The following is a 24,905-nucleotide window of genomic DNA, read 5'->3' as shown; positions in this document are numbered from 1 at the left end:
GGCACGGGTAAAAAGGAACTAGCCAACACGTCAGCCTCGCTTGATTTAGTTAGCAGTACGGGAATGATGACTCGATACAAACTGCTGAAAACGCTCAGAGCAGCGGCCGTTGAACAGGTCGTCGGGCGCGCCCTCGGCATCGACTTGTCCCTGATGCAGGAACATCACGCGATTCGACACGTGCCGCGCGAAACCCATCTCGTGCGTGACGACCAGCATGGTCCGGCCTTCCTCGGCGAGCGCGCGCATCACGCGCAAGACTTCACCGACCAGCTCCGGATCGAGCGCGGACGTGGGTTCATCGAAGAGCATGACCTTGGGGTGCATGGCCAACGCGCGCGCGATCGCCACACGCTGTTGCTGGCCGCCCGACAGATGCGCGGGATATGCATCGCGCTTCTCGTAAAGACCGACCTTCGTCAGCAACTGCTCCGCTTCTTCTACACACTCTGCACGCGTGCGCTTCTGCACGCGCAACGGCCCTTCGATCACGTTCTGCATGACCGTCATGTGCGACCAGAGATTGAAACTCTGGAACACCATGCCGAGCTGCGAACGAATCCGGTCGACTTGCTTGCGGTTACCCGGCTGCAGGCGTCCATCGCGGCCACGCTTCATTTCGATCGCTTCGCCCGCGAGTTTCACTTCGCCATCGTCGGGTGTTTCCAGCATGTTGATGCAACGCAGGAAGGTGCTTTTGCCGGATCCGCTCGCGCCGAGGATGGAGATCACATCGCCTTCGTGCGCGTCGAGGGAAATGCCCTTGAGCACGTGGGCATCGCCGAAAGACTTGTGGATGTTGGTCGCGGACAGCGCAATGGAAGTGCTTGTGTTCATGAGGTTTTCTCCCTTGGATTCAGGAATCGATATGCTGGCTGTCGGGGACGGTCGCCGCTTTGAGCGTGGGTTGTGAACGCTTCTTCGGCGCAGTGGCCGCAGTGGCATTGCGATCGCGCAGGTGCGGCGAGAGCTTCTTTTCGAGCATGCCCAGCGCCCGCACGATAATGAAATTCAGCACGAGGTAGATAGCGGCCGCGCAGATGAAAACTTCCATCGTCCGGTAGGTTCGCTGGATGATCTGCTGCGCGACGCCCGTCACATCCCACACCGTGACAAGACTGGCCAACGCTGTCGACTTGACGAGCAGTACGGCTTCAGTCGAGTACGCCGGCAACGCGTAACGCAGCGTGATCGGCGCGATAATCCGGCGCAACACGGTCCAGCGCGACATGCCGACCGCGAGCGCCGCTTCGATCTGTCCGTGCGGCACCGACTGCAAACCGCCGCGAATAATCTCGGCGGTATATCCGGCTGTGCACAGCGCGAGCGAGACGATCGCGCACACATACGGCACACGCAGCAGCGGCCAGAGGAAACTCTCGCGCACGGCCGGGAACTGGCCCAGGCCGTAGTACACAAGGAACATCTGGATGAGCAGCGGTGAGCCACGGAACACCAGGATGTAGCCGCGCGCAAAACGGTTAAGCGCCCAGTTCGGGCTCACCCGCATCGCGACAATCACAAGAGAAAGCATGCCGCCCACGATCAGCGAGGCGAAGAACAACCCGAGCGTGGTGGGGACAGCGGCTAGTAGTTTCGACAACGTATCGCCGAGAAATTCGAAATCGATATTCATGGTCGGATTCGCTTGGGGATCGTATTAGTGGCTCGGTGGCTCAGTGGCGCGCGAGCGTGCCGCGAAATGATCGGCCGACACGTGCTTCGGCGCGGTCGAAGACGCGATTCGACAGGCTGGTAAGGACCAGATACAGCGCCCCGCCAACCATATAAAACGTGAAGTATTGATGAGTCGATCCGGCGGCGACCTGGCTCGTACGCATCAGTTCGGCGAGTCCTGTCACGGCGATCAACGCAGAATCCTTGAGGCTCAATTGCCACACGTTGCCGATACCCGGCAACGCAAAACGGATGACCTGCGGAATCAGCACGCGCCGCCAAAGCGTTGCCGTCGACATGCCGATGGCCCGTGCCGCCTCGATCTCACCGCGCGACACTGCGAGCACGGCCGAGCGATATACCTCAGCTTGATACGATCCGGAAATCAGGCCAATGGCGAGTGCGCCGACAACAAAAGGCGGCACGCCGATAAACCCGTCGGCACCAAAGAAGTGGCCGACGGCGGTCATCACCGACGAGCCGCCGAAGTAGAAGAGATAGATGATCAGCAGCTCGGGGATGCCGCGAAAAAGCGTGGTGTAGGCATCGCCGATAATTCTTAGCGTGCGGCTGCGCGACAGTTTCGCGGCGGCGACCATCGCACCGAAAACCGCGCCCACAGCCAGCGCAGCGATCGTCAGCATTACGGTCATGAGCAACGCGAGCAGCAACGTGGTGCCCCACCCTTGCTCGCCGAAGCCGAGTAGTTGAACCAGACTCATCTTTTATCTCCAACGGTGACACATCGTCGAGCGCGCCCGCTTATAGAGGTGCGCTCGCAGGGCTGGGTAAATCAGCAACGCCTCAAGGCGTGGCGTCGACCTTCAGCCACTTCAGCGAGAGGCGCTTGACCGTGCCGTCGGCGAGTGCCGCCTGGATGCCCTGGTCGAACTTGGCCTTCAGGTCCTTGTCGGACTGACGGAATGCCAGCGCTTCGCCGGGACCCCAGACCGTTCCGGCGATCTTCGGACCGGTGAAGGCGAGACCCTTGTTTTCCGGCTTGGTGAATGCGGAAGCCCAGTAGGTGCTGTCGTCGAAGGCGACGTCGATGCGGCCTGCAACCAGGTCGAGGTCATGCTCCGGCGCGGTCTTGTATTCGCGAATGGTCGCGACGTCCTTGAAGTTCGTATCGATGAACTTGGTGTAGACCGTGCCCGACTGGATGCCGATGGTCTTGCCCTTCAGCGCGACGCGCAGTGCATCGACCGTGGCTTTGTCGTGGGCGGTGTCGCCCGTCAGCTTGACGATCTGGCCTGCGCCGGGTTGCTTCGCGAGCGTGGCGGGGCTTTGATCGGCAGACACGAAAGCGGCGGGCGTCGATGCATACGGCGTCGAGAAAGCGATGATTTTTTCGCGTTCCGGCGTGACCGAGATCGCGTCCATCAGCACGTCGAACTTACCCGCTTGCAGGCCGGCGATCATGCCGTCCCAATCTTGCGTCACCAGCGTGCACTGGATCTTGATGCGGGCGCAGACGTTCTCGATCAGTTCCGGCTCGAAGCCGCCGAGCTTGCCGCCGGGAAGCGTCAGGTTCCACGGTTCGTACGCGCCTTCGGTAGCGATCGTGACGGATTTCCAGTCTTTTGCCTGGGCGCTGACAGCGCCCAGAGCGATTACACCGACGGCCACCGATGCAGCCAGCCGGGCGAGCAACTTCATTTTGCCTGTCATTGTTGAGCCACTTTTCCAAGAAGGTTGTGTTGGACCAAGTGGCGAACGCCAACTTGTATAGACAAGAATGCAATGAACAAAAATGACTGGCAATGTTTTTCAGCGCCTAACCGGGGAAGTTAGGGAAAATACTGATTGGCTTGGTGGGTAAGGCTTACAGGGGCTTTACTACAATTGAGGCGTGGGATTTGACGATCGGTCGTTCAACTTTTATGGAAATTTATCGAAGTTGTCTAGACACGAAGAGGGAGACGTACGAGATGCGGTAGCCGGTCGCGATGTTAAGTCGCGGGTTGGTTTTGGACTCAATGGCCGGAGTCAGTGCGGGGTCGCTGCCTTCAGATATTCCTTTCCGATATTCCACCACGCCTGAAAGCAGCAAGCGGGCATCAGACCGGAAGCCCGCTTGCTGCCCACCGCGCTTTACTCGAGCCGCATCGAATAATCCGTGGCCCGCACATCTTTAGTCAACGCGCCGATGGAAATCCGGTCCACGCCTGTCTCAGCGATGGTCCTCACGGTATCAAAGTTCACCCCGCCTGAGACTTCCAGCACCGCCCGGCCGGCAGTCAGCCGCACGGCATCGCGCATGGCATCGAAGGCGAAATTATCGAGCAGGATCGATTCCGCCCGATGCGCCAGCGCCGTTTCAAGCTGTTCGAGCGTCTCCACTTCAATCTGGATCGGCACCCCGACATTCAACGCAAGCGCAGCGTCCATCGCCGCGCCTACGCCGCCCGCCGCGGCAATGTGGTTTTCCTTGATCAGAATGCCGTCGTAAAGCGCCAGCCGCTGGTTCGCGCCGCCGCCCACCCGTACCGCGTACTTCTGCGCCAGACGCAAACCGGGCAAGGTCTTGCGCGTGTCAAGGATCCGCGCTCGCGTTCCTTCAATCGCGTCCACATAACGGCGCGTCGCGGTTGCCACGCCCGACAACAGCTGAAGAAAATTCAGCCCGTTGCGCTCCGCGGTCAACAGCGCGCGCGCCGGCCCATGCAGCAAAACCACGGGCGTATTGGCGATCATCCGCGCCCCTTCGCCATACAGCCATTCCACGCGAATCGATTCATCCACTCGGCGCATTACCGCCTCGAACCATGGAACGCCGCACAACACCGCCTCTTCGCGAACCGTGATGCGCGCCGTACGCCGCACGTTGGCAGGTACGAGAAGCCCGGTCCGGTCGCCGTCGCCGATATCTTCCGCCAGCGCATCGGTGACGTTGCGCTGAAGCGCCTGATCGAATGCCTCGCCGTACAGCGCCCGGATTTCTTCAAGTAAGGGAGAAACCAACTGACTTGCCACCGTCGCCACCATCACGCCGCTCCTACGTTTGAAAACAACGAAACATCCTTTGCGAGATCACCGCTCGCCTGGACGCGCTTCTTGTGACGGGCAGCGAAATCGAGCATGCGGTCGATCGGCAGCCGTGCACGCGCCGCAATTTGAGCGTCGACGAAAATTTCGTTGTGGCCACGTTCCAATACGGCCGCCAGGTTCGTCAGGCCGTTCATCGCCATCCACGGGCAATGCGCGCAACTCTTGCAGGTGGCGCTGTTACCGGCCGTCGGTGCTTCGATGAACTCCTTGCCCGGCGCCGCAAGCCGCATCTTGTGCAGGATCCCGAGATCCGTCGCGACAATAAATCGCTTCGCCTCAAGCCTCACCGCCGCGTCGATCAATTGCGTGGTGGAACCCACCACGTCAGCCAACGCGACCACCGCTTCCGGCGATTCCGGATGAACGAGGATTTTTGCGTCGGGATATTCGACGCGCAGCAGGTCGAGTTCGATGCCCTTGAATTCATCGTGGACGAGACACGAACCCTGCCACGACAGCATGTCGGCACCGGTTTTCTTCTGGATATAACCGCCCAGATGCCGGTCGGGCGCCCAGAGGATCTTTTCGCCGCGCGCATGCAGATCCGCAACGATCTCCAGCCCGATTGACGATGTCACCATCCAGTCCGCCCGCGCTTTCACCGCAGCGCTGGTGTTTGCGTACACCACGACCGTGCGGTCGGGATGGGCATCGCAGAAAGCGGAAAATTCATCGGCAGGGCAACCCAGGTCGAGGGAACAGGTCGCGTCCAGGTCGGGCATGAGCACGCGCTTTTCGGGGCTGAGGATTTTCGCGGTCTCGCCCATGAAACAAACACCGGCCACGATCAGCGTCTGTGCCGCGTGATCGCGCCCGAAACGCGCCATTTCGAGTGAATCCGCCACGCAACCGCCGGTTTCATCGGCGAGTTCCTGCAACTCGGCATCGACATAATAATGCGCGACCAACACCGCTTTCTCACGCACGAGCAACGCTCGAATGCGCTCCTTCAACTCGCGCTTTTCCTCGCGCGACGGGGCATCCGGCACTTTCGCCCACGCTTGGCCGATGCCGCATGTCAGTCCCTGCGGCCGGTCGTACTCGACGCTTTTAATCGCGTGCTCCATCGCTTCCTCGTCTCCATGTCCCGTGAATGCGTCGTGAATACGTCGTGGTTACGCCGCGCATACTGCGTCCCAAAACGCAAAAACCCCGCCAGAGCGGGGTCTTGTGACGTCATGAAATTTTAACGGATATCGATGACGAAGGTCGGCAGGGTTGCTGCCGTCAGGCGTAGCGTCGCAGGCGTGATGCGAAGTCCTGCAGCGCCTTGATCCCGCTTTGCTCGGCCCGGTGACACCAGTCCTGCAGTTGCGCGAGCAGTTGTTCGCGCGACGCATTGGAGCGGTCCCACATGGCGGCCAGATCCTGACGCAATTCAATATACGTGCGCAGCTTGTGGTTGTCGGAGAAAAGCGCCGGCAACTGCTGGCGTTGCGGCTCATCCAGACCCGCCTCTTCCTTGTGCGCCCACTTGCGGGCACCGCGCATCAGTTGGTACTTGTCGGCGGAACCGCCTTCCTTCAGCTTCGACAATTCCTGCCGATACGCACGCTTCATCGCCTTGCCGTAACGCGCCATCACTTCATAGCGGTTCGACAGCACGGCTTGCAGCGTGTCGTGATCGAGCACCGGCTTGGAAGCTGACAGACGCGGCGTGGGCGCAATTTTCTTGACCTTGGCCAGCTTGAACGCCGACATGATGCGGATATACATCCAGCCGATATCGAATTCGTACCACTTGTTCGAGAGCTTGGCCGACGTTGCATACGTGTGGTGATTGTTATGCAGTTCTTCACCGCCGATCAGGATGCCGAGCGGGAAAATGTTCGTGCTGGCGTCCGACGAATTGAAGTTCCGGTAACCCCACCAGTGCGCGAGCCCGTTGACCACGCCTGCTGCCCAGAACGGAATCCAGATCATCTGCACGGCCCAGACCGTCAGCCCGACAAAGCCGAACAGCGCAATGTCGATGACCATCATGATGCTGATGCCGAGAATGGGATAACGCGTGTAGACGTTGCGTTCCATCCAGTCATTCGGCGTACCGTGACCGAACTTGCGCATGGTTTCTTCGTTCTTGGCTTCCGAACGATAAAGTTCAGCGCCTTCGAGCAAGACTTTCCAGATGCCGCGCGTTTGCGGGCTATGCGGATCTTCTTCGGTCTCGCATTTGGCGTGATGCTTGCGGTGGATTGCGGCCCATTGTCCGGTCAGCATGCCGGTCGTGGCCCACAGCCAGAAGCGGAAAAAGTGGCTGACGGCCGGATGCAGCTCCAGCGCGCGATGCGCCTGGCAACGATGCAGATAGACGGTCACGCCGATGATCGTGATGTGCGTCATCACGAGAGTGAACAGCAAGATCTGCCACCACGAAAGGTCGAGCAATCCGTTGGCGAGAAATTGAAGCGATGAATTCAGCAAGGCAATTTACCTAAAAGGCGGAAAAAATAGCCGAACGAAAACCGGATCGACGGCTGTTGGGTGCATGAAAGGATTATGCACGTGGTTCGACGGCATTTTACGTCATGCGTTCCAAGTCTTTGTGTCGATTAGGGAAAATTTTGATTTCGCGCAGGGTCAGCAGGAATTTTGACCGCTAAGTCGCGTTGCTGTTTAGTGCGGTAAACACGAATTTCCCGCTTTTGAAAGCTTTGGCCGGGGATCGCTTCCGATTCCGCCGGCCAACGCGAGCAAATATTACTTATTCCTCCGCTGCTTCCTCAACAGCGGCTTCCTTCGCGGCAACCGGCAACCGTTCCAGTACGGCGGCGAAGAAACCATCCGTACCGTGCTTGTGCGGCCAAAGTTGCAGGTAGTCGCCCGTGTCGAGGTCAATCCGTTGTTCAGCCAGCACCTCGCGCGCCGGAACCAGCTTGAACCCCGGATGCGTTGCGAGGAATTGATTGACCACGCCCTCGTTTTCCGCTTCCAGCATGCTGCATGTTGCGTAGACGAGACGGCCGCCCACTTTCACCAGCCGCGCCGCACTGGTCAGGATGGACAACTGCTTCGGCGTCAATTCCGCCACCGATTCCGGCGACTGGCGCCATTTCAGGTCCGGATTACGGCGCAACGTGCCGAGGCCAGAACACGGCGCATCAACGAGAACGCGATCGATCTTGCCGGCGAGACGCTTGATCTTGGCGTCGTGCTCGCTGTCGATCAGTACCGGATTCACATTCGACAAACCGCTGCGAGCCAGGCGTGGCTTGAGTTTTGCCAACCGGCGATCCGACACGTCGAAGGCGTAGAGACGGCCCGTGGAACGCATCATTGCACCGAGCGCCAGCGTCTTGCCGCCCGCGCCCGCGCAGAAATCGACAATCATCTCGCCGCGACGGGGCGCCACCAGCGAGCACAGAAGCTGGCTGCCTTCGTCCTGCACCTCGATCCAGCCATCCTGGAACGGTTGCAGGCGTGTCAACGCCGGCTTGCCGTCCACCCGCACGCCAAACGGCGCAAACGGCATTTCGCCTGCATCGATACCGGCTTCGGTCAGTGTCTTGATAACCAGTTCACGCGACGCTTTAATCGGGTTCGCGCGCAAGTCGAGCGGAGCCGGGTAGTTCAGCGACGCGGCCAGCAACGCGAGCTCGTCGGTATCGAAGCGCTTTGTCATGGCGTCGTAGATCCACTGCGGCAAATTGGTCCGCACGCGCACCGGCAAGCTGCCCGGATCGATCTTCGACACCTGGTTGAGCCACTGGTATTCATCGGCGGAAATGAACGGCTTTACCGCCGACAAACCCGCCGTCTGCATCAAGCCCAGCAAGGCGAGACGCCGCGCCAGGTTGCCGCTGCCGCTTTCGGCGAGATGCGAAAACTCCATCTTGCGGCGCAACACTGCGAACACCGCTTCGGCTATCACGCCGCGTTCGTTGTGCCCGAGCTTCGGATGCGCGCGGAAAAAGCGGCTGGTGGCCGCGTCCGCTGGGCCGCTGAAGCGTAAAACATCGGCCAGCAACGTCTCTGTTTGTCCTATCAAAAATCCATGAAGCCTCATACGCCCTCCCCGGCAATGTCGGCAAAGAGCCATTGCGGCTCTGGTGGCGTGAGCACGACACGCTCGCCGTCGATGGCAAGACGCCCTTCGACGAACCAGCGCACCGCGCGTGGGTAAATAATGTGTTCGACAGCCAGCACCCGCGAAGCGAGCGTGGCGGCGTCGTCGCCGGCCATGACCGGCACCGCTGCTTGCGCGACGATGGGGCCATGGTCCAGCGTCGGCGTGACAAAATGGACGCTTGCGCCGTGCACGCGCACGCCGGCATCGAGCGCTTGCTGGTGGGTTTTGAGGCCCGGAAAGCACGGCAGCAGCGACGGGTGAATATTGAGCATGCGGCCCGCGTATCGATCGACAAAAGCGTCGGTCAGTACGCGCATGAAGCCTGCAAGCATGACGAGATCTGGCTCGAAGCCGTCGATTACGCGTGCAAGCGCCTGATCGAAGGCGTCGCGCGTGGTGAAATCACGGTGATCTACAACAGTTGCAGGAATGCCGTTTTCCGCCGCGAACGCAAGCCCGGCGGCGTCTGGGCGATTCGATATGACAGCCGCCACCTGGGCCGGCCAGCCGTCGCGCGCGCAAGCCCGCACGACGGTTTCCATATTGGTTCCCCGCCCGGAAATCAGGATGACGATTTTTTTCATCCGCGGATTTTATCATTCGATGCCGTCAAAACCCGGCGAATCCGCCCGGCCCGTAGCGGGCTCGGCCTCCGTCCTGTGCTGTGAGCGTTTATAATCGAACGCTTTGCGGCTTTGCCAGCCTCGCGCTGCATCAGCCCTGCACCACTGCATACGCCCATTTAACCGCCAACCGCCGACCCAACCGATATCGTGAGAGTCTTTCGCGGCCTACCCAATGCCGAAAGCCGCGCGCCCTGTGCGCTGACCATCGGCAATTTCGACGGTGTCCACCGTGGCCATCAGGCGCTGCTCGCCCACGTGCGCGCCGCCGCGGACGCCCGCGGCCTGCCGGTCTGCGTGATGACCTTCGAGCCGCATCCCCGCGAATTCTTCAATCCCGCCGGCGCGCCGCCCCGCATCGCCATGCTGCGCGACAAACTCGAAGCGCTACGCACAAACGGCGTGGATCGCGTCGTGGTCGAACATTTCAATCACACCTTCGCCGGCCAGCCGCCAGATACGTTTGTCGAAAACGTGATCGTGAACGGCCTGCACGCACGCTGGGTGATGATCGGTGACGATTTCCGCTACGGCGCAAAACGTGCCGGCGATTTCGAATCGCTGCAAGACGCCGGGCGCAAGCACGGCTTCGAAGTCGAGCAAATGGCAACGGTCGCGGACCTGAACGGCGCGCGTATTTCGAGTTCAGGCGTGCGGGCGTCGCTGGTAGCCGGTGATCTCGATGCCGCCCGCCTCGCACTCGGCCGGCCCTATGTGATTAGCGGCCACGTGGTCCACGGGCAGAAACTCGGCCGCGATCTCGGCTTTCCCACGCTCAACATGCCGATCGCCCACAAGCGGCCGGCGCTCGCAGGCATCTTCGTCGTGCGCGTGCATGGGCTCGGACCCGAGCCGCTGCCGGCAGTGGCGAGCCTCGGACTGCGCCCAACCGTGGACGATTCCGGCCGCGTGATGCTCGAAACCTTCGTGCTCGACTGGCATGGCGATGCGTACGGCAAGCTCGTGCGTATCGAATTCCTGAAAAAGCTGCGTGACGAGGAGAAGTACGTGGACCTCGAGACGCTCACGAAGGCCATCGCGCGCGACGTCACCAACGCCCGCGCTTATTTCGCTGCAGACGTGAACTCGAGTGGCCGCGACAGCGGTTTCGCCACCTCGGCCACCGATCGAATTAGGTGAGCGCGTGGCGCCGGGTGCTTGAAGATTCGATAAGGTTTCCAATCAAGCTTCCGACGCGCTGCCCGCTGCCTCGCTAAACACGCACCTTCGAGCCCGTTCCCGAGCTTGTCCGCTTGGAACCGCCGCCTCACCGCCGCATCATCGAACAGATATCGAGTCATCCATGAGCAACAAGAAAGAAGCCAAGCCCCAGTCGAAATATCCGGTCAACTTGCTGGATACACCGTTCCCCATGCGGGGTGACTTGCCCAAGCGCGAGCCGCAGTGGGTGAAGGAATGGCAAGACAACAAGATCTACGAAAAAATCCGCGCCGCCAGCAAGGGCCGCAAGAAGTTCATCCTGCATGACGGGCCGCCGTATGCGAACGGCGACATCCACCTCGGCCACGCGGTGAACAAGATCCTGAAGGACATGATCGTGAAGGCGCGCAATCTGGCGGGCTTCGACGCGGTCTATGTCCCCGGCTGGGACTGCCACGGCATGCCGATCGAAATCCAGATCGAGAAGCAGTTCGGCAAGTCATTGCCGGCACGCGAAGTGATGGAAAAAGCGCGCACCTACGCGAGCGCGCAGATCGAAAAGCAAAAGCTCGGCTTTCGGCGCCTCGGTGTGCTCGGCGACTGGGACAATCCGTACAAGACGATGAATTTCACCAACGAAGCGGGCGAAATCCGCGCGTTGGGAAAGATCCTCGAGAAGGGTTATGTGTATCGCGGACTGAAGCCGGTGAACTGGTGTTTCGATTGTGGTTCAGCACTGGCTGAAGCCGAAGTTGAATACCAGGACAAGGTCGATCCGACTATCGACGTATTGTTCACGTTTGCCGATCCGGAAAAGACCGCGCAGGCGTTTGGCCTGAACGCGTTGCCGAAGCAGGAAGGCGGCGTCGTGATCTGGACGACGACCCCGTGGACCATCCCCGCGAACCAGGCGCTCAATGTGCATCCGGAGATCGTCTATAGCCTCGTCGATACCGAGAAGGGTCTGCTGATCCTGGCCGAAGATCGCGTGGAAGAATGCCTGAAACAGTACGACCTCAACGGGTCGACCATCGCGACCACGACGGGCGAGAAGTTGAGCGGCCTGCGGTTTCATCATCCGTTGAGCGCGGCGCACCCCGGTTATAAGCGCACGGCGCCTGTGTATCTCGGCGATTACGTGACGACCGAGAGCGGCACGGGAATCGTGCATTCGTCGCCAGCGTATGGCGTAGAAGACTTTGTGTCATGCAAGGCACATGGCATGACGGACTCGGACATCATCAGCCCGGTCATGGGCGATGGTCGGTATATCGAGTCGTTGCCTTTGTTTGGCGGACTGTCGATCTGGGAAGCCAACGACCAGGTCGTGGAAGCCTTGCGCGGCGCACATACGCTGCTGAAAACCGAGAAGTACAAGCACAGCTACATGCACTGCTGGCGCCACAAGACGCCGATCATCTATCGCGCGACGTCGCAGTGGTTTGCCGGCATGGACGTGAAGCCCAACGATACATCGCGCACGTTGCGTGAGACGGCGCTGGAAGGCATCGAAAACACCGCGTTCTTCCCGGCATGGGGCAAACAGCGGCTCTACAGCATGATCGCGAACCGGCCGGACTGGACGCTGTCGCGTCAACGCCAGTGGGGCGTGCCGATGGCGTTCTTCGTCCACAAGGAAACCGGCGAACTGCATCCGCGTACGCTGGAATTGCTCGAGGAAGTGGCCAAGCGCGTGGAAGTGAGCGGCATTGAAGCGTGGCAAACGCTCGATCCGGCGGAACTGCTCGGCAATGAAGCCAACATGTACGAGAAGAACCGCGACACGCTCGACGTGTGGTTCGATTCAGGCACGACGCATTGGCACGTGCTGCGCGGCTCGCACAAGGATTCGCTGCAATTCCCGGCGGATTTGTATCTGGAAGGCTCGGACCAGCACCGCGGATGGTTCCATTCGTCGCTGCTCACCGCCTCCATGCTCGATGGCCGTCCGCCGTATAACGCGCTGCTGACGCACGGCTTCACCGTCGATGGCGAAGGCCGCAAGATGTCGAAATCACTCGGTAACGGCGTCGATCCGCATGAAGTGTCGAACCGGCTGGGCGCGGAAATCATCCGCTTGTGGATTGCATCGACGGATTATTCGGGCGAGCTCGCGATCTCTGAAGAGATCTTGAAGCGCGTGACGGAGACGTATCGGCGGATTCGCAATACGTTGCGTTTCCTCTTGTCCAATCTCTCCGATTTCGACTTCGAGAAAGATGCGCGTCCGGTCGAAGACTGGCTCGACATGGATAAATACGCTGTCGCCCTCGCGCAGAACCTGCAGGACGATGTGCTCGCGCATTACGAGAAATTCGAGTTCCATCCGGTGGTGTCCAAGCTCGCGACGTTCTGCTCGGAAGACCTTGGCGGTTTCTATCTGGACGTGCTGAAGGATCGGCTCTACACCATGAAGCCCGATTCGCGCGAACGCCGCGCGGCGCAAACGGTGCTGCATCACATCGCGCATGGTTTGCTGCGACTGGTCGCGCCGTATCTGTCGTTCACGGCGGAAGAGGCGTACAAGATCCTGCAACCTGGCCGCGACACCATTTTCACCGAGGTGTATCACACCTATCCGCAAGTGCCCGACGCCGGCGAGTTGCTCGACAAGTGGACGCTGATCCGCTCGGCGCGCAGCGACGTCACGAAGGCGCTGGAAGAAGCGCGAACGGCCAACTTGATCGGTTCATCGCTGCAGGCCGAAGTGGATGTACGGGCGAGCGGCGCGCGTTATGACGCGTTGACCAGTCTCGGCGATGACCTCAGCTTCGTGATGATTACATCGGCGGCGCGGTTGGTGAAGGTCGCGAGCGAAGCGGAGGAAGGCGTCGACGTGATGGCATCGACGTATCTGAAATGCGAGCGCTGCTGGCACTATTGCGACGATGTGGGAGCGTCAGCGGAACATCCTGGATTGTGCGGCCGATGCATCACCAATCTCTTCGGTAACGGCGAAACGCGGAGCGCAGCATAATGGCAAGAACGATGTCGAAACAAAGCAGTAGCGGTTCACTCGCGCCGTGGCTGGGCGTGGCGTTGATCGTGATTCTCTTCGACCAGTTGTCGAAGATCGCCGTCGCCCGCGTGTTCACCTATGGTGAACCGCACGCGCTCACGCCGTTCTTCAACCTCTTCCTGATCTACAACCGCGGCGCGGCGTTCAGCTTTCTCGCCACCGCCGGCGGCTGGCAGCGTTGGGGTTTCACGGCGCTCGGCGTGGTCGCGGCTATCGTGATCTGCTACTTGCTGAAACGCCATGGCACGCAGCGGCTGTTCTGCACGGCGCTGGCGCTGATCATGGGCGGCGCGATCGGCAATGTGATCGACCGGATTGCGTATGGCCACGTGATCGACTTTCTGGATTTTCACGTCAATACGTGGCACTGGCCAGCGTTTAATCTCGCCGACAGCGCGATCACTATCGGCGCAGTGCTGCTCGTTTTCGACGAGTTGCGGCGCGTGCGCGGGGCGAAATAACCAGCTTGACGGAGGCATCGTTGGACACGGCAGAACTCGCAGGGAAGCATCTCGTACTTGGGCTGTCAGGCGGTATCGCGTGCTACAAGATCGCCGAACTCACGCGTCTGCTGGTGAAAGCCGGCGCGACCGTGCAGATCGTCATGACGGACGCCGCCACGCAGTTCATCACGCCCGTCACCATGCAGGCGCTGTCCGGCCGTCCCGTGTACACATCGCAATGGGACGCGCGGATTGCGAACAACATGGCGCATATCGATTTGTCGCGTGAAGCCGATGCAATCGTGATCGCACCCGCATCGACTGACTTCATCGCCAAGCTCGCGCATGGCCATTGCGATGACCTGCTCTCCACGCTGTGCGTCGCACGCGATTGTCCGCTGCTCGTCGTGCCCGCGATGAACCGCCAGATGTGGCAGAACCCGGCAACGCAACGCAACGTCACGCAGCTGCGTGGCGATGGTGTGCAAGTACTCGGCCCCGACTCCGGCGCGCAAGCGTGTGGCGAAGTGGGCGACGGCCGGATGCTCGAGCCATCAGCGACATTTGAAGCTATTTGCGCGTTCTTCCAGCCGAAGATTCTGCAAGGGCTTCGCGTGCTGATTACGGCCGGTCCGACCTTCGAACCGCTCGATCCCGTTCGTGGCATTACGAATCGCTCCTCCGGCAAAATGGGCTTCGCGCTTGCGCGCGCGGCGGCGCAGGCCGGCGCAGATGTGCATCTCGTAGCGGGTCCGGTTGCGCTGGAAACGCCTTGGGGTGTGGTTCGCGAAGACGTGCAGACCGCGCAGCAAATGCACGATGCCGTGATGCACGCCACGGTGGATGCGGACATCTTTATCGCGGTGGCGGCGGTCGCGGATTGGCGCGTGGAGCACCTCAGCGAGCACAAGATCAAGAAGACCGCCGATCAGCCGTTGCCCTCCTTCACGTTCGTCGAAAATCCCGACATCCTCGCAACCGTCGCGCGTTTGCCAAACCCGCCGTATTGCGTGGGTTTCGCGGCGGAGAGCGGCGATCTCGAAGTACATGGCGAGGAGAAACGCGCGCGCAAGAATGTACCGCTGCTGATCGGTAATCTCGGGCCGCTGACGTTCGGCCTCGATGACAATGAAGTCATCCTGTTTGAAGCATCGGGTATCACGCGCCTGCCTCGTGCCGATAAAAAACTGCTCGCGAAGTTGCTGATCGGCGAGATCGCAAAGCGCGCGCCGCGCGGCGGTTCGCTGCTGTCTTAGCCTGCTGGTTTAGTCCATTGCTGTTGCCGAGACCATGACGACGAAACTTTCCGTACTCGATCAAACGCCGGTCATTCACGGCCATAGCACCGCCGACGCGATCGCGGCCACGCTCGATCTCGCGCGCCTCGCCGATGACCTCGGCTATACGCGCTACTGGTGCGCCGAGCATCACGGTTTGCACGGGGTATCGAATCCATGCCCTGAGGTTTTGCTCGCGCGAATCGGCAGCATCACGCAGCAAATCCGGATCGGCTCGGGCGGCGTCATGCTGCCCTACTACAGCTCGTTCAAGGTGGCAGAGCAATTCCTGATGCTCGAAGCGCTGTTCCCGAATCGCGTGGACCTAGGTGTTGGACGTGCACCCGGCGGCGACATGCGCACCGCGCAAGCGGTGGCTGCTGGCGACTACAATCGCGGCGATATTTTCCCCCAGCAAGTGGGCGAACTCGTTGGCCTGTTCGACGGCACGCTGCCCGAGGATCACCTCGCGCATGGCGTGTTGTTGCAGCCGGAAATCGCAACCCGTCCCGAGTTGTGGATGCTAGGTTCCAGCGATTTCGGCGGCCTGCTCGCCGCGCAGCTCGGCATTCGTTTCGCGTTCGCGCATTTTATTAACGCGCAGTATGGGCATCGGGTGGCGGAGGCGTATCGCGAGCGGTTTGTACCGCGTAATGGCTCGAAGCCTTATCTCGCGGCGGCTGTGTTCGTGATTTGCGCCGATACCGAGTCGGAAGCCGCCGCACTGGAACGCGCGGTCGACTTACGCCGCGTACAGATGGCGTACGGGCTGAACATGCCGATCCCATCGATTGCTCAGGGCGCGGGGCAAGCGTACGGCGAACGCGAACTCAGCGTAATTGCGCGGGAAAAGAATCGCAGCATCATTGGCACGCCGGAACGCGTGACCGAACAACTGCATGAACTCCAACAACGTTTCGACGCCGACGAACTGATCGTGTTGACCGTTGCAGGAAGTTACCCGGCGCGCATGCGCTCGTATGAATTGCTGGCTGAAGCATTCGAACTCAACAAACAGACCCCATGAAACTCGACATCAAGATCCTCGATGCGCGCATGCGCGACTATCTGCCCGCCTACGCCACGCCCGGCAGCGCCGGACTCGACCTGCGTGCGTGCCTTGACGAAGCCATTACGCTCGAACCCGGCCAGACGGTGCTGGTGCCCACGGGCTTGGCGATTCATATCGAAGATCCGGGATATGCGGCGGTGATTCTTCCGCGTTCGGGGCTGGGCCATAAGCATGGCGTTGTGCTGGGGAATCTGGTCGGGCTGATCGACTCGGATTACCAAGGTCAACTGATGATCTCGACGTGGAATCGCGGCGCGACGGCGTTCACGCTGAACCCGTTTGAACGCCTCGCGCAGTTGGTGATCGTGCCGGTGGTGCAGGCAACGTTCAATATTGTCGATGACTTCACCCAGAGCGAGCGCGGCGCCGGTGGTTTCGGCAGCACGGGCAAGCACTGAGCTTTCGGCTTGCCCTATAAGTTAAGCGCGGCAAGCCGCCGCGTACGTCCGAATAACCTGCCGCACGCGATCTTGCACTAACGCGAGCGGCTCGTTTTTCAGCTGTCCGCGGCGCACCGACCAATACTGCTCGGGCAAGAACTGGCTGAGCAAATTCTCCGGAATTTTCAGATCATTCAGGTTGTCGAGCAGCGTTTGCGCGGCCTCGTTAATTTCCGAATCCGCCCAGTAATAACGCACGCGGTCGCTATAGCTATAGGTGCGTAACACGCGTTGCTGCTCAGCATCGCCGTGATAATACTTTTCCCAGTGACCTGGTTTGTTCAGCATCACGCGTTCGACCACAGCGCGTAGATTTGAGCGCTTGTTCTCGTCGACCAACTGCGTTTCGATATCCGCCAAAGCGTACAACGCCTCGCGCAATGCGAACGTCACGCCTGGACCGACCTTGAGAATACGGAAGCCATCGCGGACTAAAGCTGTCAGCGCTTCAGACGTTTGGTAATCCGTGGAATGCGCCTCGAAGACCATGCCGTGCAGATCATCGAGCGCACTCTTTAACGACTCGGCACGTGCCGGCACATAGTCGATCACCTTCGTGTGATCAAACTCCACGCCGGGCTGCACAACGAGAGCAATCACGCGCGGCCATGTGTCTTGCACGCCGTGTTCTTGCCACGCTTGTCTGTGGACCAAAGCCGTTTCGATCGCCGCTTCACGCGAGGTCGGCTCCACGATATCCAGCTCTTCCGCTGCGCCGCCCGGCACCGGTACTTCGGTGCCGATCACGTACACGGGACTCACGCCCAGCCCAGCGCGTTTCACCGCGGCCTCCGCTACCGCGCACAAACGCGCAGCCCTTGCAGCAACCACCGCATCCGATAACCGCTCAGGATCATCAGCACACGACATGCTGGTATCGAGGTGAATCTTCGTGAAGCCCGCCGATGCATACGCGTCGATCAACGCATCGGCCCGTTGCATCGCTTCTTCGGCGGGAAGATGGCGCCAGGCGTTTGGCCCAAGATGATCCCCCCCGAGAATCAGGTGTTCATGCGGGAAGCCAACGCGCTCGGCAATCCCCCGAACGAAGCCCACAAAATCCGCCGGCGTCATGCCCGTATAACCGCCGTATTGATCGACCTGATTCGATGTCGATTCGATCAGCAACGGCGTCTCATCTTCCAGCGCCTGCCGCATGGCCGCTTCCAGCACCCACGGATGCGCGGAGCAGATCGAATAGATACCGGCAAGCCACGCCGACGCCGGATGCGCATTGCTTAAACGCGAGACGATCGAGTTCATGACATCACTCCGTGGTTGCGGTTGCTAAAAACGCGTCCAATTCGGCGAACGTCGCGGTGCCTTCCATTGGACCCTTTACGCCAACCGCGCGCGCGCCGCTTGCGCACGCGTATTTCAACGCGGCGTCCACGTCCATGCCTTGCGCGCGGCAACTGATATATGTCGCGCCGAAGCAATCCCCGGCGCCAGTCGGATCGAGTTCCTGAACCTTGAATGCAGGTCGATGCGTCTCGCCGTTGGCATCGAAGTAACTGCAACCCTCAGCGCCACGCTTCACGATCACTTCTTTCACGCCGCGCTTGAGCAGTTCATCGATCGCACCGCGCTCGGACGTCGCACTCGCGAGCAAAGTCACTTCGTGACCGCTCGGGAGGAAGACATCGGTGTAGTCGAGGATAAAGTCGAGCGCGTCGCGCATCTCCGGAATCCGCAGCATTTCCTTGCGGATGTTCGGGTCGAAACTCACCGTGCCGCCGTTCGTCTTCACCGTTTCAATCGCCTGCTTCATCGCCTCGATGATCCTGAACGAAAATAGCGACGACCCCATCACGTGAAAATTGCCGCACTTCGCCAGCAAGTCATCACGCAAATTTGCCACCGACAACTGCGCCGACGCGCTGTTCGTAATGTTGTAGATGAAATCGCGATCGCCGTCCTCGCGATACGTCACGAACGCGCTGCCCGTGGTTGCGTCTTTCAGCACCGCGATACCGGAAACATCCACGCCATCGCCGCGCAAGCGCTCGACGTTGAGCACGCCGAAATCGTCGTCGCCCACGCAGCCGATCATCGCGCACGGGCTACCGAGCTTCGCGACCTGATCGATGAAGATGGCCGGCGCGCCGCTCGCGAACGGGCCAATGAGCGTGCCCGGTTCACGAAAGCTTTGGCCCACGCGCGTGGCCATGATTTCGACCAGGATCTCGCCCATCGCGACAATAGTGCCGGGCTTCTTGGAGGGAACACCGTTTGAGTTAGGCATGACGTTTCTTCGTTTGAACATCGATACACACCGCGACCAGAATCACGATGCCTTTCACGATGAGTTGATAGAAATACGGAACGCTGAGCAGGTTCATCCCGTTGTTGATGACGCCGATAATCAGCGCGCCGATCAGCGTCCCGGTGATCGTTCCGTAACCGCCCGAGAGACTCGTTCCGCCGAGCACGGCGGCGGCGATGGCATCGAGTTCATAGCCAATGCCCGCATTCGGCTGCGCGGAGTAAAGCCGCGACGTCATCAGCACGCCGCCAATACTTGCGAGCAAGCCCGAGATCATGAAAATCATGATTCGCAGCCTGTTTACATCGATACCCGAATACAGCGCCGCTTCGCGATTTCCGCCCGCGAGATACGCCTTGCGTCCGAATACGGTACGCGAGAGCACGAAGTGATTCAACAACAGCAGGACCGCGAGAATCCAGATCGGCAGCGGAATGCCCAGCACGAGGCCGTTGCCGAGGAAAGCGAAGCGGTCGTCGTCGATGGAAATGGGCACGCCGTTCGACGTCAGGTAGGCCAAACCCCGAAAAACGCCCATGGTGGCGACCGTGACAATAAACGAGGGGATTGTGAGCAACGCGGACAGCGAGCCGTTCACGGCGCCCAGGACGAGCCCCGTGACCATGGCGGCGAGCACAGCCATGAGCGGCGACGCGCCGTGCTCCAACGCAAATGCACAGACGGTGCCGACCAGCGCCATCGTCGCGCCGACCGACAGGTCGATATCGCCGAGCAGAAGGACGTACGTCATGCCGAAACCCAGTATCGCGATGATCGAAACCTGCATCACCACGTTCACGAGGTTGTTCACCGACATGAAGTTGGGCGACAACGCCCAGAAAAACCCGCACAGCACGATCAGCCCTACGACAATCCCGCCGTAATGCCGGACCGCGCGTTGCAGCGCACCGCTTGCGTGCGAGCGGCGCGTGGATGCGGCGCCGCTGAGTTGAGTCGGGTTCATGCTTTTGTGGCTCCTGTTGCGTACGACATCACTTCTTCCTGTGTGATGGACAATCCACCGCTCGCGTCAAATTCATGGACGACGCGCTTCTCGCGCATCACGACAAGGCGATCGCTCATGGCGAGCGCTTCCGGCAATTCCGATGAGACAAGAATGATCGCGGTCCCGGTCGAAGCCAGTTCACGGATCACGCGATAAATCTCGAACTTCGCGCCGACGTCGACGCCGCGTGTGGGTTCATCGAGGATCAGGACCTTGGGTTTCAACGCCAGCCATTTCGAGAACACGACCTTCTGCTGATTGCCGCCGCTCAGGTTTCCAACCGCCTGAAACGGCCCCGATGCACGGATGTTCATGCGCGTCATTGCGTTCGCGGTTTCATCGCGTTCGAAGCGGCGGTTCAGGATGCCGAAGCGCGAACCGTGTTCTTCGAAACTCGCCATCGTCACGTTGTTGGCAATCGAATGCATCAGCACGAGGCCTTCGTGCTTGCGGTCTTCCGTGACGAACGCAATGCCTTCACGAATGGCATGCGCCGGATTGCGCAGCTTCAGGCGCTTGCCGCTCATCGTGATCTCGCCGCTTGGCCGTCCGATGCCGAATAGCGCCTTCATCACCTCGGAGCGTCCCGCGCCGATCAGTCCGAAGAAACCGAGGATCTCGCCCGCGTGAATCTGGAAACTGATGTCTTCGAATTGACCAGGCAGCGTGAGGTTGCTGACCTTCAGCAAGGGCAGCGAAGGACGAACGTACGGCGCCTCGCGACGCGGATACACGTCGCTCATTTCACGGCCTACCATCATCGCGATCAATGAACCGATAGTCGTCTGGTCCTTCTGCAATGTCGCGATATAACGGCCGTCGCGCATGACCGAAATGTCGTCGGAGATGCGCATGATCTCGTCCATCCGATGCGAGATATACACGACCGCCGCGCCCTTCGCCGTCAGCTTCGTGACGATATGAAAAAGAATCTCCGCTTCACGATCGCTCAGCGAGGACGTCGGTTCGTCCATGATCACGAGCGATGCATCGCGGCTCAGCGCCTTGGCAATTTCAACGAGCTGCCGCTGCGCCATGGAGAGTCGCGAGACAGCAGCAGTAGCGTCAATATCGATACCCAAGTCATCCAGCAGCGCCTGGGCTTGCGCATACAAGCGCTTGAAATCGACGACACCAAACCGTCGCGGCTCGTGCCCCGCGAACATGTTTTCGGCCACGCTCAGGTTCTTCGCGAGACTGAGTTCCTGATAGATGATCGCGATGCCCGCCTTCTGCGACTCACCGGGATTTGCAAACGTGGCCAACGAGCCGTTCAGGAAAATCTCGCCACGCGTAGGCGCATGAACGCCCGCGAGAATCTTCATCAGCGTGGACTTGCCCGCGCCGTTCTCGCCGAGCAGCGTATGCACGCGGCCCGGCAGGATCGAGAGCGAGACGTCCTTAATCGCCTCCACCGGACCGAACGATTTCGCGATACCGCGCAACTCAAGCAGCGGCACCGTAGCGCGCGGTTTTAAAACCGTATTCATTTCACCGACGCATTCAGGTACTGACCCGGCGTCACCGGTTGCAGCTTCGGCACCGCCTGCTTTTCTGCGACCTTGACCGCGGTGTCCACGGCGAGCGCGCCCATCTTGTCCGGGTACTGGCGGATCACGCCGACGAAGTTCGGATTCTTGTCCACCGCTGCACGTGCTTCCGGCATGCCGTCGAAGCCGATCACTTTCACGTGATTGCCCGCCGACTTGCCTGCCACCGCTGCGGCCATGGCAGCGTCGTCGCCGAAACCGAAGATGCCCGCGAGATCAGGATTCGCCTGCAGCATGTTCTGCGCGGCGCTCAATGCATCGGCGCGCGTGATGCCTGGTTGCACCGCGACGATCTTCACATCGGGACATGCTTCCAGTGCCTTCTTGAAACCCGTCACACGGTCGATCACCGATTGAATCGTCGGATAATCGATCACACCGACCTTGCCCTTGCCGCCCAGCACCTTGCACATCAACGCGCCGGCTTGCAGGCCGCCCGCGTAGTTATCGGTGGCAATGTGCGACGCGACTTCCACGCCTTGCGCGCTGATATCGACGGTAATCACCGGAATTCCTGCGCGCTGCGCCGTCAGGACGGCGGCTTTCACGCCCTTGGAATCGACCGGTGAAATCACGATCACATCGACCTTCTTCGTCACGAAATCCTGGACGTCGGCGATCTGTTTGCTCAAGTCCTGATTCGCAATCGCAATATCGATCTGCGCGTGATCCTTCGCGGCTTCCGCCTTCATTGCGTTGGCGAGTTCGACGTAGAACGGGTGTTGTTGCGTGAGCAGCGACGCGCCAATCTTGATATCGGCGGCGTGAGCGGCAGTTGCGGTTGCAGCAAACGCGGTAACGAGAACAGCAAAAAATGAACGACGACGAAACATGCGATTGTCTCCAGTTATTGTTTAGGTTTACTGACTACGAAATTCAAGGATTCCCTCTTCTCGCCGATGCACATCCAGTCCGGCTTTGAGAATCAGGTCGAGTGTCGGCGGGTCGATCGCGTCATCCAGCACGAGTCCGCCCAAGTGGCTGACGTGGCAGAAGGCCTCACCCTCGCCTTGTAACGTCGGTTGATAAGCCACGACCACGATGCGTTTGGCGTTTTTTAACGCGGCTTTGTACACACCTGCCAGACGCGGATCGGCGCAAAGCAAATTGCCCTCTCGATCAATGCCACTTGCCTCCAGCACCACCAGATCCAGCGACAGCGCAGAGAGCGATCGCTCGGCGTCCGGCCCAAGCAGCACCGTGGAATCGTCGTCCAGCGAACCGCCGGTGAGGCGCAATTCGCAGCGCATGAAGCGCTGAACAGTCGGCACCATGGCGATGTCGTTAAGCGTCAGCGCGAGGTTTGCGCGATCGGCAAGCAGCGGCAGCAGTTTGTGGGTGATCAGTCCCGCGCCAATGAACGCCGACGCGTGGTCATCGATGAAATCCGCGGCCATTCGCGCAATCGCCATGTCTGCCGCCTGCCGCGTCGCGCTCGCAGGCACCGCAGCGAGCAAGTTCTCGCCGGGCCGTTGCGCGACGTACCGCGCCTTGCCAAACGCCCGGATCAGATAGCGCTGCTGCTCCAGATAGTTCAGGTCCGAGCGGATCGTGACGCTGGAGACGTCGAACGCCGTAGCGAGTTCATCGACCGATACTTCCCCGCGCTTGCGGACAAGTTCGACGATACGCAGACGCCGATGAAGCGAATTCTTGTTAGCCAACACAGGCAGCACCACCTTTGCACTTTCGTTTCGAAAGATTTTAGTTTCGAAACGAAAGTCATGCAAAGGAGTTTCTGTTCGGTGTTTACCCGCGCTTCTTATCGCTTTCTATACCAAAGCAGGTAGGTCGCGACGAGCACGACCATGAACGCGAACCCATAGACGAGCGTCATCCGGAACTCGTTCGTGAAAGCCGTGGTGATCATGATCGCGGCCATCAAACCAGCGCCCAACAAGCTTCCGAATGGGTGCAGCACCATCCGGAAAGACAGTGCAGGCCCGTCATACCGGACGCGGAAAAAGAGGTGCGTGACGAAGATCATCAGCCAGGCGAACATCGCGCCAAAGATTGCCAGCGACATCATCAAGCCGAACGCCATCGCCGGCCAGAACGCGGTGAGGACGGTCGCGAGCGCAATGCCGCTGGTCGACAAGGACAGCGCGGCGGTGGGCACGCCGTTCGCACTCAAACGCCCGAATCGCGCCGGCGCGTAACCCGCCCGCGACAGGCTGAACATCATGCGTGTGGTGATGTAGAGCTGGCTGTTCATCGCGGAAAGCGCCGCAATGAGCACCACGAAGTTGATCACGCCCGCAGCGAACGGGACGTGCGTGGCGGCCATCACTTTGACGAACGGGCTCTCGTCAGTGCTGGCCTGCGTCCACGGGACGATCGCGAGCATCAACGCCAACGTGAGCAAATAGAAGAGCACGAGCCGGAACACGGTCGAGCGAAAAGCCTGGGCCACGGCGCGTTGCGGATCGCGCGCTTCGCCGGCCGCGACCGCGATCGTCTCGATGTTCAGGTAGCTGAAGATGGAAACAATGACCGCGAACCACATGCCCTTCACGCCATGCGGAAAGAACCCGCCGTGCGCCGTGAAGTTGTTCAGCCCGACGCCTGACGACACCGGCGCGCCATACACGAACACTGCGCCGAGCAGGATGAACCCGACAATCGCCACGATTTTCAGCATCGAAAACGCGTATTCGATCACGCCGTACACCTTGACGCTCGCCGCGTTCACGCCAATCAGCGCGGCTGAAAAACCAACGATCCAATACCAGCCCGGCACGTTCGCGAACCAGTACTTCATGAACACGGCGACCGCGCTGACCTCGGTGCCGACCGCAAATACAACGGCCGACCAGTACGCGTAGCGGACCAGATATCCCGCGAGCGGCCCGATATAAAACTCCGCGTACGCGCCAAATGATCCGGAGGTCGGATGCGCAACGGTCATCTCGGCCAGCGCGCCCATCAGTAACAAGGCGATCAGCGCGCCGATCGCATAGCTCACCAGCACACTCGGCCCAGCGAAACCAATCGCAAAACCACTGCCTAAGAAAAGCCCCGTTCCAATCGCCCCGCCAATAGCGATCATCGACATCTGTCCGGCGGTCAAACTCCGGTGCAGCCCCTTTTCCCGTTCGACGATAGTCTCGAACGACCCACGTTCAAAGCTCAAATCAACCTCTTGAAGTCATTATCCGCAACGAACGCGGACGCAAAAAAGCGAGGCGGCGCGGGAAACTTCCCCGCGCCGCCTCGCTGATGATGACACACCTCAAGCGCGTGTCATCTGA

The 24,905-nt window shown here is 60.2% G+C and carries 22 protein-coding genes; 6 read left to right on the top strand and 16 right to left on the bottom strand.

The features are described 5' to 3' along the window. Nucleotides 1–45: 45 nt before the first annotated feature. The 9 genes from GSQ93_RS14145 to purN all read right to left on the bottom strand — a co-directional run bounded on the left by GSQ93_RS14145 (nucleotide 46) and on the right by purN (nucleotide 9,381). Nucleotides 46–837: an ABC transporter ATP-binding protein gene (locus GSQ93_RS14145; protein ID WP_158936315.1), complete on the bottom strand. Its 792-nt coding sequence runs from the start codon at nucleotides 835–837 to the stop codon at nucleotides 46–48. A gap of 19 nt (nucleotides 838–856) precedes the next feature. Further along, the gene (locus tag GSQ93_RS14140) at nucleotides 857–1,636 is read right to left on the bottom strand and encodes an ABC transporter permease (protein WP_158936314.1); all 780 of its coding nucleotides are present in this window, start codon (nucleotides 1,634–1,636) and stop codon (nucleotides 857–859) included. Between the two features lie 40 nt (nucleotides 1,637–1,676). Further along, on the bottom strand, nucleotides 1,677–2,399 hold the full coding sequence (locus GSQ93_RS14135; protein WP_158936313.1) for an ABC transporter permease: 723 nt from the start codon (nucleotides 2,397–2,399) through the stop codon (nucleotides 1,677–1,679). Nucleotides 2,400–2,481: 82 nt separating this feature from the next. Further along, the gene (locus GSQ93_RS14130) at nucleotides 2,482–3,336 is read right to left on the bottom strand and encodes a transporter substrate-binding domain-containing protein (protein ID WP_367889755.1); all 855 of its coding nucleotides are present in this window, start codon (nucleotides 3,334–3,336) and stop codon (nucleotides 2,482–2,484) included. A gap of 435 nt (nucleotides 3,337–3,771) precedes the next feature. Next, nucleotides 3,772–4,665: a carboxylating nicotinate-nucleotide diphosphorylase gene (gene nadC / locus GSQ93_RS14125; protein WP_158936311.1), complete on the bottom strand. Its 894-nt coding sequence runs from the start codon at nucleotides 4,663–4,665 to the stop codon at nucleotides 3,772–3,774. After that, nucleotides 4,665–5,795, bottom strand: a complete 1,131-nt coding sequence (gene nadA, locus GSQ93_RS14120) for a quinolinate synthase NadA (protein ID WP_158936310.1) — start codon at nucleotides 5,793–5,795, stop codon at nucleotides 4,665–4,667. The genes nadC and nadA overlap by 1 nt, the downstream gene beginning before the upstream one ends. 160 nt (nucleotides 5,796–5,955) lie before the next feature. Further along, on the bottom strand, nucleotides 5,956–7,152 hold the full coding sequence (locus GSQ93_RS14115) for an acyl-CoA desaturase (protein WP_158936309.1): 1,197 nt from the start codon (nucleotides 7,150–7,152) through the stop codon (nucleotides 5,956–5,958). A gap of 280 nt (nucleotides 7,153–7,432) precedes the next feature. Further along, on the bottom strand, nucleotides 7,433–8,734 hold the full coding sequence (locus GSQ93_RS14110) for an RsmB/NOP family class I SAM-dependent RNA methyltransferase (RefSeq protein WP_158936308.1): 1,302 nt from the start codon (nucleotides 8,732–8,734) through the stop codon (nucleotides 7,433–7,435). Then, nucleotides 8,731–9,381: a phosphoribosylglycinamide formyltransferase gene (gene purN / locus GSQ93_RS14105; protein WP_158936307.1), complete on the bottom strand. Its 651-nt coding sequence runs from the start codon at nucleotides 9,379–9,381 to the stop codon at nucleotides 8,731–8,733. Before purN ends, GSQ93_RS14110 begins: the two co-directional genes overlap by 4 nt. Before the next feature lie 189 nt (nucleotides 9,382–9,570). Here purN and GSQ93_RS14100 point away from each other — a divergent pair, with 189 nt between their 5' ends. From GSQ93_RS14100 to dut, 6 genes are all read left to right on the top strand, one after another. Next, the gene (locus GSQ93_RS14100) at nucleotides 9,571–10,560 is read left to right on the top strand and encodes a bifunctional riboflavin kinase/FAD synthetase (RefSeq protein ID WP_158936306.1); all 990 of its coding nucleotides are present in this window, start codon (nucleotides 9,571–9,573) and stop codon (nucleotides 10,558–10,560) included. A 163-nt stretch (nucleotides 10,561–10,723) separates the two neighbouring features. Then, a complete protein-coding gene (gene ileS, locus GSQ93_RS14095) occupies nucleotides 10,724–13,558 on the top strand; it encodes an isoleucine--tRNA ligase (protein WP_158936305.1) in 2,835 nt (944 codons plus the stop codon). Then, entirely contained in the window at nucleotides 13,558–14,061 is a 504-nt protein-coding gene (lspA, locus tag GSQ93_RS14090; RefSeq protein ID WP_158936304.1) for a signal peptidase II, read from the top strand. Before ileS ends, lspA begins: the two co-directional genes overlap by 1 nt. Nucleotides 14,062–14,081: 20 nt before the next feature. Further along, nucleotides 14,082–15,299 carry a bifunctional phosphopantothenoylcysteine decarboxylase/phosphopantothenate--cysteine ligase CoaBC gene (gene coaBC, locus GSQ93_RS14085; RefSeq protein WP_158936303.1) on the top strand — a complete coding sequence of 406 codons (1,218 nt, stop codon included), beginning with the start codon at nucleotides 14,082–14,084 and terminating at the stop codon, nucleotides 15,297–15,299. 34 nt (nucleotides 15,300–15,333) lie between these two features. After that, a complete protein-coding gene (locus GSQ93_RS14080; RefSeq protein ID WP_158936302.1) occupies nucleotides 15,334–16,347 on the top strand; it encodes an LLM class flavin-dependent oxidoreductase in 1,014 nt (337 codons plus the stop codon). Then, on the top strand, nucleotides 16,344–16,790 hold the full coding sequence (dut, locus tag GSQ93_RS14075) for a dUTP diphosphatase (protein WP_158936301.1): 447 nt from the start codon (nucleotides 16,344–16,346) through the stop codon (nucleotides 16,788–16,790). Before GSQ93_RS14080 ends, dut begins: the two co-directional genes overlap by 4 nt. A 21-nt stretch (nucleotides 16,791–16,811) precedes the next feature. Here the strand turns inward: dut and GSQ93_RS14070 are convergent, their stop codons facing one another. The 7 genes from GSQ93_RS14070 to GSQ93_RS14040 all read right to left on the bottom strand — a co-directional run bounded on the left by GSQ93_RS14070 (nucleotide 16,812) and on the right by GSQ93_RS14040 (nucleotide 24,787). Beyond that, nucleotides 16,812–18,095, bottom strand: coding sequence for a D-tagatose-bisphosphate aldolase, class II, non-catalytic subunit (locus GSQ93_RS14070; protein WP_158936300.1), 1,284 nt, complete (start codon nucleotides 18,093–18,095; stop codon nucleotides 16,812–16,814). Nucleotides 18,096–18,099: 4 nt separating this feature from the next. Continuing rightward, nucleotides 18,100–19,077 (bottom strand): sugar kinase, encoded by a 978-nt coding sequence (locus GSQ93_RS14065; protein WP_158936299.1) that lies wholly within the window; start codon nucleotides 19,075–19,077, stop codon nucleotides 18,100–18,102. Then, nucleotides 19,070–20,062: an ABC transporter permease gene (locus GSQ93_RS14060; protein ID WP_158936298.1), complete on the bottom strand. Its 993-nt coding sequence runs from the start codon at nucleotides 20,060–20,062 to the stop codon at nucleotides 19,070–19,072. Before GSQ93_RS14060 ends, GSQ93_RS14065 begins: the two co-directional genes overlap by 8 nt. Next, entirely contained in the window at nucleotides 20,059–21,594 is a 1,536-nt protein-coding gene (locus GSQ93_RS14055) for a sugar ABC transporter ATP-binding protein (protein WP_158936297.1), read from the bottom strand. Before GSQ93_RS14055 ends, GSQ93_RS14060 begins: the two co-directional genes overlap by 4 nt. Further along, entirely contained in the window at nucleotides 21,591–22,487 is an 897-nt protein-coding gene (locus GSQ93_RS14050; protein WP_158936296.1) for a substrate-binding domain-containing protein, read from the bottom strand. The genes GSQ93_RS14055 and GSQ93_RS14050 overlap by 4 nt, the downstream gene beginning before the upstream one ends. Nucleotides 22,488–22,514: 27 nt before the next feature. Continuing rightward, on the bottom strand, nucleotides 22,515–23,321 hold the full coding sequence (locus GSQ93_RS14045; RefSeq protein WP_158936295.1) for a DeoR/GlpR family DNA-binding transcription regulator: 807 nt from the start codon (nucleotides 23,319–23,321) through the stop codon (nucleotides 22,515–22,517). Between the two features lie 95 nt (nucleotides 23,322–23,416). After that, nucleotides 23,417–24,787 (bottom strand): amino acid permease, encoded by a 1,371-nt coding sequence (locus GSQ93_RS14040; protein WP_158936294.1) that lies wholly within the window; start codon nucleotides 24,785–24,787, stop codon nucleotides 23,417–23,419. Between the last annotated feature and the right edge of the window lie 118 nt (nucleotides 24,788–24,905).

The organism is Burkholderia sp. S171 (assembly GCF_009766085.1).
Lineage (GTDB): Bacteria > Pseudomonadota > Gammaproteobacteria > Burkholderiales > Burkholderiaceae > Caballeronia.
This window is presented reverse-complemented; position numbering and strand designations above follow the sequence as displayed.

What these genes read in the sequence shown, in the direction of transcription:
- GSQ93_RS14145 (WP_158936315.1), bottom strand. Translation starts at nt 837, where the DNA reads ATGAACACAAGCACTTCCATTGCGCTGTCCGCGACCAACATCCACAAG.
- GSQ93_RS14140 (WP_158936314.1), bottom strand. Translation starts at nt 1,636, where the DNA reads ATGAATATCGATTTCGAATTTCTCGGCGATACGTTGTCGAAACTACTA.
- GSQ93_RS14135 (WP_158936313.1), bottom strand. Translation starts at nt 2,399, where the DNA reads ATGAGTCTGGTTCAACTACTCGGCTTCGGCGAGCAAGGGTGGGGCACC.
- GSQ93_RS14130 (WP_367889755.1), bottom strand. Translation starts at nt 3,336, where the DNA reads ATGAAGTTGCTCGCCCGGCTGGCTGCATCGGTGGCCGTCGGTGTAATC.
- nadC (WP_158936311.1), bottom strand. Translation starts at nt 4,665, where the DNA reads ATGGTGGCGACGGTGGCAAGTCAGTTGGTTTCTCCCTTACTTGAAGAA.
- nadA (WP_158936310.1), bottom strand. Translation starts at nt 5,795, where the DNA reads ATGGAGCACGCGATTAAAAGCGTCGAGTACGACCGGCCGCAGGGACTG.
- GSQ93_RS14110 (WP_158936308.1), bottom strand. Translation starts at nt 8,734, where the DNA reads ATGAGGCTTCATGGATTTTTGATAGGACAAACAGAGACGTTGCTGGCC.
- purN (WP_158936307.1), bottom strand. Translation starts at nt 9,381, where the DNA reads ATGAAAAAAATCGTCATCCTGATTTCCGGGCGGGGAACCAATATGGAA.
- ileS (WP_158936305.1), top strand. Translation starts at nt 10,724, where the DNA reads ATGAGCAACAAGAAAGAAGCCAAGCCCCAGTCGAAATATCCGGTCAAC.
- lspA (WP_158936304.1), top strand. Translation starts at nt 13,558, where the DNA reads ATGGCAAGAACGATGTCGAAACAAAGCAGTAGCGGTTCACTCGCGCCG.
- GSQ93_RS14080 (WP_158936302.1), top strand. Translation starts at nt 15,334, where the DNA reads ATGACGACGAAACTTTCCGTACTCGATCAAACGCCGGTCATTCACGGC.
- dut (WP_158936301.1), top strand. Translation starts at nt 16,344, where the DNA reads ATGAAACTCGACATCAAGATCCTCGATGCGCGCATGCGCGACTATCTG.
- GSQ93_RS14070 (WP_158936300.1), bottom strand. Translation starts at nt 18,095, where the DNA reads ATGAACTCGATCGTCTCGCGTTTAAGCAATGCGCATCCGGCGTCGGCG.
- GSQ93_RS14065 (WP_158936299.1), bottom strand. Translation starts at nt 19,077, where the DNA reads ATGCCTAACTCAAACGGTGTTCCCTCCAAGAAGCCCGGCACTATTGTC.
- GSQ93_RS14060 (WP_158936298.1), bottom strand. Translation starts at nt 20,062, where the DNA reads ATGAACCCGACTCAACTCAGCGGCGCCGCATCCACGCGCCGCTCGCAC.
- GSQ93_RS14055 (WP_158936297.1), bottom strand. Translation starts at nt 21,594, where the DNA reads ATGAATACGGTTTTAAAACCGCGCGCTACGGTGCCGCTGCTTGAGTTG.
- GSQ93_RS14050 (WP_158936296.1), bottom strand. Translation starts at nt 22,487, where the DNA reads ATGTTTCGTCGTCGTTCATTTTTTGCTGTTCTCGTTACCGCGTTTGCT.